Origin of the sequence: Roseivirga sp. 4D4, from assembly GCF_001747095.1 — a bacterium.
Lineage (GTDB): Bacteria > Bacteroidota > Bacteroidia > Cytophagales > Cyclobacteriaceae > Roseivirga.
The window spans coordinates 1,369,555-1,381,589 of record NZ_MDGP01000001.1; the positions used below are offsets into that span (position 1 = coordinate 1,369,555).

8 protein-coding genes are annotated in these 12,035 nt (G+C 42.4%); 6 read left to right on the forward strand and 2 right to left on the reverse strand.

What is annotated here, in order from left to right; translation table 11 throughout:
* The first annotated feature begins 11 nt into the window (after window positions 1-11).
* The 3 genes from BFP97_RS05935 to BFP97_RS05945 are packed head-to-tail and all read left to right on the forward strand — an operon-like array spanning window position 12 to window position 3,113.
* On the forward strand, window positions 12-2,156 hold the full coding sequence (locus tag BFP97_RS05935) for a thioredoxin domain-containing protein (RefSeq protein ID WP_069841528.1): 2,145 nt from the start codon (window positions 12-14) through the stop codon (window positions 2,154-2,156).
* Window positions 2,157-2,211: 55 nt separating this feature from the next.
* A complete protein-coding gene (locus tag BFP97_RS05940; RefSeq protein WP_069841529.1) occupies window positions 2,212-2,664 on the forward strand; it encodes a hypothetical protein in 453 nt (150 codons plus the stop codon).
* A 2-nt stretch (window positions 2,665-2,666) separates the two neighbouring features.
* A complete protein-coding gene (locus BFP97_RS05945) occupies window positions 2,667-3,113 on the forward strand; it encodes an SRPBCC family protein (protein WP_069841530.1) in 447 nt (148 codons plus the stop codon).
* A 6-nt stretch (window positions 3,114-3,119) separates the two neighbouring features.
* On the opposite strand, the gene BFP97_RS05950 is transcribed toward BFP97_RS05945, so the two are convergent.
* Window positions 3,120-4,424, reverse strand: a complete 1,305-nt coding sequence (locus BFP97_RS05950) for a hypothetical protein (protein WP_139135200.1) — start codon at window positions 4,422-4,424, stop codon at window positions 3,120-3,122.
* Window positions 4,425-4,548: 124 nt separating this feature from the next.
* Here BFP97_RS05950 and BFP97_RS05955 point away from each other — a divergent pair, with 124 nt between their 5' ends.
* A complete protein-coding gene (locus BFP97_RS05955) occupies window positions 4,549-5,844 on the forward strand; it encodes a sulfatase-like hydrolase/transferase (RefSeq protein ID WP_069841532.1) in 1,296 nt (431 codons plus the stop codon).
* Window positions 5,845-6,240: 396 nt separating this feature from the next.
* Window positions 6,241-7,332: a hypothetical protein gene (locus BFP97_RS05960; RefSeq protein ID WP_069841533.1), complete on the forward strand. Its 1,092-nt coding sequence runs from the start codon at window positions 6,241-6,243 to the stop codon at window positions 7,330-7,332.
* 67 nt (window positions 7,333-7,399) lie between these two features.
* On the opposite strand, the gene BFP97_RS05965 is transcribed toward BFP97_RS05960, so the two are convergent.
* On the reverse strand, window positions 7,400-10,900 hold the full coding sequence (locus BFP97_RS05965) for an amidohydrolase family protein (RefSeq protein ID WP_083262450.1): 3,501 nt from the start codon (window positions 10,898-10,900) through the stop codon (window positions 7,400-7,402).
* Between the two features lie 94 nt (window positions 10,901-10,994).
* On the opposite strand from BFP97_RS05965, the gene BFP97_RS05970 reads away from it, so the two are divergent.
* Window positions 10,995-12,005 carry a DNA/RNA non-specific endonuclease gene (locus BFP97_RS05970; protein WP_069841534.1) on the forward strand — a complete coding sequence of 337 codons (1,011 nt, stop codon included), beginning with the start codon at window positions 10,995-10,997 and terminating at the stop codon, window positions 12,003-12,005.
* Window positions 12,006-12,035: the final 30 nt, after the last annotated feature.

Below are 12,035 nucleotides of genomic sequence, written 5' to 3' on the forward strand. Positions count from 1 at the left end.
CATCACCATATATGCCCAGTAAAGATTCGAATATAGACTATTCACCCCTAAAATCCGCTTTGGGCGGTAAAAAAACGGTTTTTAAGGTTTTTATCAATTTATTGACATCTCTTGGAATTATTCTATTATCCGTAAGTTGTAACACTTCAAGGAAAGAAAACCAAAAACTTAACCGTCTACAATCAGAAAGCAGTCAATACCTCCTTCAACATGCCTCCAACCCAGTAGATTGGTACCCTTGGGGGGACGAAGCTTTTGAAAAGGCGAAAGCGGAAGAAAAACTATTGATCATTAGCATTGGCTATTATGCCTGTCATTGGTGTCAGGTAATGGAAAAAGAAACGTTTATGGACACCACGGTGGCTCGCCTCATGAACGATAATTTTGTTTCCATCAAGGTGGATCGTGAGGAACGACCCGATATTGATCAGGTATATGCCGAAGCTTCCAAAAAAATGACTGGCACTTCAGGCTGGCCGATGAATATCATTGCCACTGCTGACGGTACGCCTCTTTTTGCAGGCACCTATTTCGAGAATAGCGATTGGCAGGCCATCGTTCAACGCGCAAGCTATCTGTACCAAGACAACCCTGAAGAAATTCTGGCGCAGGCTGAAGCCCTGGCTAATACCTTAAGCCAGAAGCGAGCAATTGAAGATCAGGCATTCGATCTTGAACTCTCTGAAATTGAACAAGTATGGTTAAGCCAGAGTGACACAGCCAATGGGGGAATCAATGGTGCTCAGAAATTCCCGAACTCTCCTTATCTATCAGCACTGCTTGATTTTACCTATTATCGACCAAGTCAAAATCTTGATGAATTCTTGAAGAAGACACTCGATAATATGGCACTCGGTGGCATGTTCGACCATCTAGGTGGTGGATTTACACGCTATTCGACAGACAGTGAATGGAAAATACCTCACTTCGAGAAAATGCTTTACGATAATGCTCAACTCATGGGCATTTATGCCAAAGCCTACCGGAAGTTCAATGACCCCTTCTATTTGTATATCGCAGAACAAACGGCTCAATGTCTGATCAATGAATTCAAGAGTACTGAAGGTGGATTCTTCTCCTCTATCAATGCAGTAAGCGATGAGGTTGAAGGAGGTTATTATACCTGGACCTTAGCCGAAATTGAGGCAATAGACCAATCCGGCCAAGTGATGAACCTCTTCAACATAAGTCAGACAGGAAATTGGGAAAATGGTCAGAATGTGCTTTTTGCCCTTGGCACGTCAAAAGAAAATTATCTAGAGGCTATAGATGGTCCATTCAAGGAAAGTTTACTCAGCAAAAGGTCAAGGCGACAAGCTCCACCTAAAGATGAGAAGATCATCACTGGATGGAACGCACTAGCACTCGAAGGCTTCGTTGAGCTATATCGTGCTTCCTTTGATCAGACTTACCTGGACTATGCTAAAGAATTAGGTAGCTACTTAATAGACAATCATACCCTTAAGGAACAATCCCAGGTTTCAAGAACAGAAGACATAAGCCAGGCCGGCTTTCTTGAAGATTATTCACTAATGGCTGGTGCGTTGATCCAACTCTACCAAGTAAGCTTTGAAGAGCCTTGGCTGAAGACTGCGGAAACTCTTTCTGAAGGTATGCTACAAGCTTTTGAAGTGGAAGGACAGTCCTTGCTAACCCAGAGTGCTGAAAGTACCAGACTATTCATGCAAAGCGTTCCCGTCTTAGATACCGATCTACCCTCAGGAAATGCCCAAGCTGCTAACAACTTGTTAATGCTCTCAGAATTCTATTATGATAGCCGGAGCAATTGGAAAGATAAAGCCAAGAATATGCTAGCAGAAGGGCAAAATGAGATAAATGGTGCTTTGGCTTTTGCTGGCTCCTGGATTCAGGCTCGCCTCAGAGATTCAAACCCGCCATTCGAAGTCGCCATCTTAGGCGAAGAAGCTCTATCCATGCGCAATCAACTTGACATAGGCTTCCGGCCCGATGTCATCTTCTTGGGAGGTAATTCCGAAGGTAGTATTCCCCTACTCGCTTACAAGTTGCAGGATGGTAGAACTGTGATCTACGTGTGCCAAAATAAAACATGCAAGTTCCCAACAGACGATACGGAAAAGGCTTACGAAATGATGATTCCGGAAAAATACAGTAATAAACTATCAATTTCAGACTAAAGTATGAGTGTCATTTTTCCTTGTTTCCAGACATTCGACCAACAAATTAAAAACTATGTCTAGCAAACACTGGAAAAAAGGAAGAGGCAAGCTCGGGATATTCGAGCCTCTAATGGGCAACTGGGTCGCCAACGAAAATAGCCCTGACAGGATGAACTGTCGATGCGATCGCAGCTTTTCAAAAACCCTTGATGGCAAATACATTCAACTCAAAGCAGACTGGGACCTTGGTAACAAAGTATATGAAGACCTCACGCTTTTTGGCGTAAACTCAGATAAGAAAGTCTGTTTTTGGTCATTCCAATCGGATGGCAAACAAGCCCAGGGCGAATTAACTGAGGCAACAGATGTTCATCCTGAAGCTGTTGCCTTTGTGGCTAACATGCCAGCTGGAATTGCCCGCCAAGTATATTGGCCTGACGAAGAAGGAGGCTACTACTGGGTAGTCCAATCAAAGACTAAGAAAGGCTGGAATCAAATCGTTCATCATCATTATAAGAAAGTATAACCATGGAATTCAAGACAGATATTCAAATCAATGCAAGTAAAGAAAAGGTATGGTCCGTGATCAGTGATATTGAGAATGCCAAGGACAATATTGAGGCCATCCAATCCATAGAAGTATTGGAGCAACCCACTGATGGAATGGTTGGTCTTAAATGGAAGGAAACCCGAACCATGTTTGGCAAACAGGCCACTGAGATCATGTGGATTACGGAGGCTACCGAAAACGAATATTATCAAACACGAGCCGAAAGCCATGGTGCCATTTATATTTCCAAACTCTGGATAGAGGAAAATGAGAAGGGTTCAACACTGAACATGAGTTTTAACGGGACACCAGTAACCTTCGGGGCTAAGTTCATGTCGGCAGTGATGGGTTGGATGTTCAAAAATGCAACCGTCAAGGCATTGAAGAAGGATTTGGAGGACATTAAGGCTGTCGCAGAGACTTAGTAGGCTTTATGAGAATATCTCATAAAGCTTAATGTTCCTGTCCTCACTGGACATGCTCACAATATCATCACCAAATGATTTATAAATCCGAGTACCAGCTCTAATTCCGTTGCCTCTTAGTTTTACAGTTAATCGTGTGATTGCGCCTAACAACCCTGTGACCGAACCCTCAGTCGCTAGGTCCTCTCCGAGCTCTTTTGTGGTTGACATTAGAAATTTAGCTAGGTCTTGACCTTCAGACAAGAAGACCCAATTACCGGAGTCCGTCAGCACCTTACTTTTTCCATTGGCACTGCGTAATGCCACCTCCAGGTTTTTCTGAGTTTCTTCCATGTTCTGAATTTTTGTTCTGGATATTAATTCCTTAGCAGCCTCATATTGCTTACGAAACTCAGACCGGCTAAAGTCAAGCACTGCTTCCAAAAAACCGACCCTATTGTCTTCATTCAAGGGGAGGTTTAAAATAGATGGCACCTCAATATCTTCGCTCTTAAGAACAAAATTATTCTTCGATAACCAAACCTTATGCATCGCCTCATCTAATACCTTCGCATAATTGACGCGTCCCTCGTTCTGCATAGGAATGCTCTTCAGAAGCGCACCTCGGAAATAGTCGGGCTCATAGAAATATTCTCCATCTTCATCTTTTTGCCAAAGATTTATACACTTAGTTTCCGCCAGTTTTGTCCTAAACAAGGTAAAAAGGAGGTTAAAGTCATCCGCAGCTACTGCATTATTCCTGATCCAATTTTTCAAGCTGTCAAGTAATCCCTCACTTTCAAATATCGACACATAAAAACGCCTACCTGTTATTTGGCGTTGTTCGAAAATATTGTCTAGCAACTGCTTAGAGGAGTAACCTCCTCGAATCGGTGCAAGTAAATATTGATCAATTCCTTCAAGACCTGAACCAAATTGGAAATCATTAAACCGCTTTAATAATCCATGAGAATGACCATCTTGAAAGTATCGGATAGCATCTTTTATAGCTTGACGGGCAAAGGCCTTCTCTTCTTCCTTCTCAAAAGACTTCGGGAGAATCCGCCCTTGAAGACCTTCGATAAGATCTGTATTCGACTTTTTTTTGATTTCATCGAAAGCCGCATCTATCCTCTCCTGATTTTCACTGCGTACCTTTCCATCATAATAAACGGAGTCCCTAGTCATTAAGTGATAACTTAGCCTCAATGCAGAATACATGTTAGTCCCATCTTTGAGACTCCATCGAGAACGCGGGAATGCAAGTGCCTCAAGGCCCTTGATCAATTCCGAAGTATCTAGCGTAACTGTACTTAATCCAGGTTTAGACATTTTAATGTTCATTGTGCGTGACAACTAAAAATACAAATTCCTTCATAACTTAAAACACCTCCAGAATCTAAATCGGATAGATTAAACCTTTCAAACTTGCCCATGTCCAAATTCAAAATTCTACATGCCTAAACACTTTTTAAGCTGCCTACTTCTTTTGGTTATTCTTTTTAGCTGCTCCACATCAGATGATAATACAGATGGCCCAGCCCCAGATGATCAGAAAAATATTCTTTTGATCATTGCCGATGATTTAGGCCTGGATGCACTCAACGGTTATAGCGAAGGATCAGTCAAGGCCAATACACCGAATATTGATGCGCTGGCGAGTAGTGGTTTGATTTTTAATAATCTGTGGACCAATTCAGTATGCTCTCCTACTCGTTCCACCATTCTTACCGGGAAATACGGCATACGTACAGGGGTGCGCTCGCAAGGTGATGAGATTTCAGTCAACGAGACCTCCCTGCAAACCTATATTAACCAGTCGAACGACTATGCTACTGCCATTATCGGTAAGTGGCACTTGTCGGGTAATATGTTTTCCCTCAATCCTGAGGATATGGGCATAGATCATTATGCCGGACTCTATTCAGGAGCAGTGAGTGACTATTATAACTGGAACCTTACAGAAGATGGTAATGTCACTGTGCAAACAGAGTATATCACTACTCAGTTTACTACAATGGCCATCGATTGGCTTAGTCAGCAAACCAAACCTTGGTTTTTATGGCTAGCGTACAATGCTCCACATACGCCCTTTCATGCTCCTCCATCAGGAATGCATTCCCAAGGTACTTTGGCCATGGATCAGGCATCAATTGATGCTAATCCAATGCCCTATTATATAGCAAGTATCGAAGCGATGGATTTTCAAATTGGTAGACTCCTATCCAGCATGGATCAAACTGAGCGGGAAAACACCGTGATTATCTTTATTGGTGATAATGGCACTCCTGGTCTGGTATCTCAAGCTCCTTATGGCAGAAGAAAAGCCAAGGGCACGATGTATCAGGGCGGTATCAATACCCCCATGATTGTCAGTGGAAAAGGTGTAATGAGGACGGGCACAGACAGTAATCTTATCAATTCGACTGACCTATTCGCTACAATTGCGTCCCTCACAGGAGTTAACGTGAGTGAGATCAATGACGGCAAAGACATCTCTCCTCTTTTAAGTAATCCTCAAAACGATTTTAGGGAGTTTACCTATGCAGAATACAATGATGGCACCGAAGACGAATGGTGCATAAGGAATGCCAACTACAAACTCATTGTAAATACAGATAGAAGCCAGGAATTGTATTTCCTTGATGATGATCCCTATGAAAATGACAACCTTTTAAATAATACACTGTCTTTTGATGCGCAAACTGCACTGGACTGGTTGACAAATAAGCTATCAGAGATCAGGCAATAGATTGTAAGAACCTAAACTGTCAAAGTCCTATCTAAGTGGGCCGACTTTCCACAAACATTCGGTAAGCAGTTGTTTCTTGTCAAACCGAGAGGCCCTTCTCACTTCCATAAACAAGGTCCAATTCCAAAAGGAAATAGCATTGATGGCTATGCACGATACACAGTAACCTGTCTCTGAAAAACCCAGATAATCTATCAGCATAAATGCCAGTGACTTTTTAGTTTTTCATTTGAGGCTATTGTGATTAATCCCTCGATTTGCTAGCACATACTCGTCTTGTCAATAGATGCTTCCCATATCTATAGCAACAAATTTTAAATTAATTTGTTTATATTTTTAATTATTAAAAATATATTCAATATTACCAGCACAAATAATTAAAAATATATTTATAATATGATGAGAAAAACAAAAACACGCATTCTGAGCTTGGCCTTGTTAGTAGCGCTTATTTTCACCTACTCCTGCGAAGACGATATAGATACCCAAAGTCAGGTAATCTATTACAAGGGACTAAAAGTAAACCACACCTACTCTGTTCCTGCAGATGTAATTACGAATGCCAATTTCAGTACAATCATTAATGAGCAGACTCAGTCGATCATAAATGATGCACAAATACGAACATCTAATGGGCAATCCGTCACTTATTCTTTAGAAGACCTATCAGACATTGCTCAAGAAGAAGAAGTATTCGTACCTAATGACACATGGTCAGATACTCAAATAACAGCTAAGATTTATCAGGACTTCCCAACAATAAATACATTGCAACAAATTGAGGCAAACTGGGAAATCATTGGAGACTACTATAATGACGTTGTTCAGTACAATGTTACTCAAAGGCTGGATGAAGTTGGGACAATAAATGAAGGACCTGGAAGTCCAGGCATATATTCTAACCCCAATAAAAACTCAGAAAAAGAGATAACTGACTTGAAGTCATCTTCCAGCTATGACGGTTCCTTAACTAATGGTCTATCTATTTGTGAATTCGCTTATTTAGCCTCTAGATGGGCCTTAGCTAATGCTGCAAGACGTGCTAAATCTGAGGCAAAGTCGATATCAAAGCAACGGTGGCCTGGAACCGGTTCAGATGACAGAGAAGATGTCATGAGACACTTAGCTGGTTCTTGGCTGTTAGGTTATTATTATGCAAAGGGACTATTTCAAGGTAACATTCAAAATGTTTACGATAAGACTTGGGCTTTTCTATATTTCAGAGAAGAGCAAATCTGTAGTGATGCGGCTGATCACGTACGTGAAATGGACCATAGGAACAACCTTAACGGACTTGAGCACTGGAAAAATACTGCATATACTCAAACATACCTTTGGGGTGCGATAAGAAGGGTGAGGTCTGGAAATAAATCTACTGAAATGGATTTCTTAAGTGACGTGAAAACCTTCTGGTCTACCAAAGTAGCACCCAATAGTCAAGCTGTCTGGAATGTGGATACTTGGACTTGTGTTTATTTTGTTGATTAACAGCCGAGTCAAATAATATAAAAGCCCAACCAAATGTCGGGCTTTTATATTATATCTAAGCTTTGAACTATTTCTTCTTCAACCCTGGTAAACCTTGGGGTTTTTCAGAGTGCCAATAGAATGGTCCCGCCTTTTTCTTCCTTGGATATTCTTCATCCAAAGTATTAGCATTATAAAGGCGACCGTTTTTCATCACATGACTGATCTTATTCGTATTTCTGATGTTATCCAATGGATTGGCATCTAAAATCACAAGGTCGGCCAACTTTCCAGCTTCAATAGACCCGATATCGCCTTCAAGACCAATCGCTGTGGCTCCAAGAATAGTTGCCGTTTTAAGCGCATTAAGGTTAGACATTCCGCCAGAGGCTACTGACCATAATTCCCAATGGTAACCAAGGCCTTGTAACTGTCCGTGACTACCCACACCTGCAAGCCCACCTGCTTCTACGACAGCATTGACACCTTCAGCGTGCTTCTTAAAGACATGCTCTTCATCCATGAACCACCCTGGTCTTCTTCTCGACTTTTGCGCTAATTCAGCGTATGGCGTAAACCGTGATAGCTTCTCATCATGATATGGGTTCTCTCTAGAGTAATAGTAGTTCTCAGCCCAAGGACCGCCATAAGCCACCAAAAGTGTAGACGTATAAGCCATCTTGGATTCAGCCACAGAGTGGATCACATCCTTGTAAAGAGGTGCAATCGGCAATGAATGCTCATGTCCGGGATAGCCATCGATCATCTGAGTCATATTCAGTTTGAAATCGAGTCCACCTTCGGTAGTAGGCATTAACTTCTGCTCTTTAGCCGCCTGAATAATCCACTGCCTGTGCTTACGGTTTCCTACCAAATACATCTTGATCGTCTTGGTATTATAGTACTCACTGTATTGCTTGAGGATCTTCTTGGTCTGATCCAAGCTCTTCAGGTTATATGACCAGAAACCTACACCAGGGCCTGTAGAGTATACTCTTGGGCCTAAAATATCACCCGTTTCAACCATGTCAGAATAAGTCAATACATCTGTTGTGGCAGTTTGAGGATCTCTAGTGGCGGTAACACCATAAGCAAGGTTTGCCGCATACACCCAAACTTGGTTTTTATGCAATCCCCATGCAGGCCACATATGTGCATGTGTGTCAACCATACCCGGGATAATCGTCTTACCAGAGACATCTATCACTTCGGTTCTTCTCGGTACTGTGAGCGATCCAGAAGGACCGACAGCCTTGATTCTCGCATTCTCGATCAGGATATCACCATTTTCAATGACCTCATCACCATTCATTGTAATGATTCTTGCTCCCTTCAATAGAGCTCTTCCTTCAGGAATGTCTTTAGTAGCTTTCATCACCACTTCAATCTCTTCGGCACGATAGCCTTCATTCTCTTTCTTGGCTTTGTCAGCTGCTTTTTCTTCGTCTGTTTTAGCTTTTTCAGCAGCCTCTTTATCAGCTTTTTGCTTTTCCTTCTCTTCCTTTGTCATCTCCTTTTCTGCCTTCTCCTTCGCCTTCTTAGCAGCAGAGACACTATCAGCATAAGCCTTCGACTCATCTAAATCATAGATAAAATGAGATTTACCAAGAGACCAGTGGACCTTCTTAGCATCACTTGACCATGCTGGAAACTCCCCACCAATCTCGGTCAATTGCCATGAAGGAAACTGAGCACTTGAAGGATTTGCCACAGAAATAGTAGGTGTTTGACCCAACTTGGGCACAGTCACTACATAAATGTGATTGTTGATCTGAGCCATAGCCCTGTCACCTTCTGGAGCCATAAAAATTGCCGCAGCTCTTGAAGGCGGATTGTTTTCTCTCCAGCCCTCTCCTTCCTGCAATGATGAGTTCTGTCCATCAGCCCATGGGTCGATAATATGATCATTGCCATGCCCATCGGCAGGATTAGAACCGTAAGTTCTGATTCCTGTGATTGCAATTACTCTTTTTTCGTCAGTACCATCCCAACGCACAGAACTCAAACCTTGAAATCCACTAAGGTAGATCCGATCATTACTATTCACAAAGTGAGGATTGCCCTTGCCCCGTGTCTTCATAATGAAATTGACATCTCCGCCATCAGCAGAAATCCAGCAAAGGTCTTCCGTGGAGCGTGGTGCCCCTGGACCGGCAGCATCTTTTAGATTCTGAGCACTACCTCGAGTAAATACTATTTTACCGTTCTTATTCCAGGCAGGAGTACCATAAATGGCTGATGTCTTTGTCAGCTTCACTGGTCGAGGCCTTCCATCTACGTTCACTTTGTACATAGAACCGCCCTCTGCATCTGACCAAGTGACAAAAGCTACTGAAGAGCCATCCGGAGACCAAGTAGGCTGTGCCTCAGTCATGTTCATGTCCGTTAGACGCCTTGGTTCACCATCAGGTAGGTTCATCACGTATAGCTTATTCAAAGAAGTGAATGCTAGTTTTGATCCATCAGGAGACGGCACACCATCTCTGATTTGAGTCACTATCATTTCCTTGTCATCAGATATTGGATATTCGAACTTCAAGCGTGGCCCCATTTCAAGTTCCACATCTACGTCCATCGGAATTTCGACTGCAGTACCACCAGAAACAGCAATTCTATATAGTTTACCTCCCCATGAGGCTACCACTTGCTTACTATCAGGTGTAAAAGACATGGCGGGTAAGACACCTAGAGGAGCTATCGATTCTTGCTCGTCTCTTTGTACTGGATAGGCTAACCATTTCTCATCACCTGTATTCAGATCTCTTAGAATAAGGCCCGTTTCATCTTCGTATCGCGAACCGTATACCATCCATTTTCCATCAGGAGAAAGGGTTGGTGTAAAAGCTGAACCATAACGAGAAGTCACCGTTGCATTTTGTCCATTCTCTCGATCATAAACTCCAATTTGATACTGTGGTAGCTGCGCATTGTAATTCCAGGCACCATTTCGCTGTGAGTAATAAATGAAACGCCCATCAGCACTAAAGGCTGGCTCTACAGTTTTGAGGTTAGAAGGATTCTTAATAAGCTGAAAGCCCCCGCCTCCATCTTTGTGATACATAAAGAGCTTAAAACTTCTTCTGCCCTTTGAAACCACCACATAGTCTCCGTCAGGGCTCCACTCCACAGACTGAACCCACTCGTTATTTCCTTTGGTGATTTGTGTCGTTTCTTTGGAATCTAGCTCCATGATCCAGGCATTCTCGCTCCCACTTCTGTCAGACGTAAAGGCAATGTGTTTTCCGTCAGGACTATATCTTGGGTGGGTATCATAAGCCATACCTTCTGTCAGGCGTGTAGCCTTACCACCGGCAAATGGCATGGTATAGATATCACCTAACATGTCAAAAATGATGGTACTGCCATCTGGACTAATGTCAACTGATACCCAGGTGCCCTCTGTTGTATTAAATTTAAGTGTTCTTTCTGCTTTAAGCGGCAAGTCCTTGAAGGTCTCTTGTCCTTTTTTTGTTGTGTCTTTGTCATCTTGCCATGGCATGGCCATAGCGGGTTGAATGGCGAAAAAAATACCCAGTGCTAAGTAAGCCATGAGTTTCCTTCTAACCTTTTGATTGAAGGTGGTTTGCATAGGAGGTTTGGTTTTGGATTAAAAATGACTCGTAATTTAACAAAATACTGGCTCCCAAAGAGGCTGAATATCCTTATCATTGTAAAAAAACCACATGGCCAAAAGGACATCATCTGGAAGTCGCAAAGCCTCTTCAAAAAGAGCTCCTACTCGCAAAAAATCAACAAAAGGAAAAGGCACGAGCCTCGGTAGGATCACCTTAGGTCTGCTAATACTGGTCGCTCTGGGCTATGCAGGACTTGCGATAAATGAAGGAAAGCTAGTTCCGGAGGTTATTGAGAACTTCGAGCTGCCGGCCATTCAGGATTCGGAACCAGAGGGTGAATCTGAACCCATTCAAGCCACTGAGGAACCTATTCCCACGGAAAATGACGCAAAAATCGAACTCGACTTCGAAGACTTTGATTTATACTTTACCAAGGCTTTTGACTTTATGTGGCCAGCCTACTCCTCTGGTCAAGCGATTATCGAAAGGCCTTACTATACGCTTCGCTATAGCGAAGAACATGAGCAAGCGATGTGGGTTGCTTATAAGCTTTCCGCAGATAGTTTAAAACAAGAAAAGTTTCCACGTAAAGATAATTTCAGAAAGGACCCCAGAGTCAGAACTGGTTCGGCCGAATTATCTGATTATAAAGGATCAGGCTATGACCGAGGGCACTTGGCTCCAGCAGCTGATTTCTCTTATGATGAATTTGCGCTTTCACAAACATTCTATATGAGCAACATGAGTCCTCAGGTAGCTTCTTTTAACAGAGGAGTTTGGAAAAAACTTGAAGAACAGGTTAGAAAATGGTCCATAGAAGAGTCTGAAGTATATGTAGTTACAGGACCTATATTAAATAAAGAGTTTATTACGATTGGAAGCAATGAGGTTTCAGTACCGGAGCAATATTATAAGATCATTTTGGATGTCCATAAACCGGAAATTAAGGCGATTGCTTTCTTACTCAAAAATGAAAAGAGCAGCGCTTCACTGGAAACCTTTGTTGTGACCATTGATCAAATTGAGGCACTATCAGGCTTGGATTTCTTCCCTTCTATGCCTGATGACCTTGAAGATGCACTGGAAGGCAATATTGAGAAGAGCTCTTGGTTTGACTAGCTACCTTACAGAGTAGAAAGCACAAAAAAA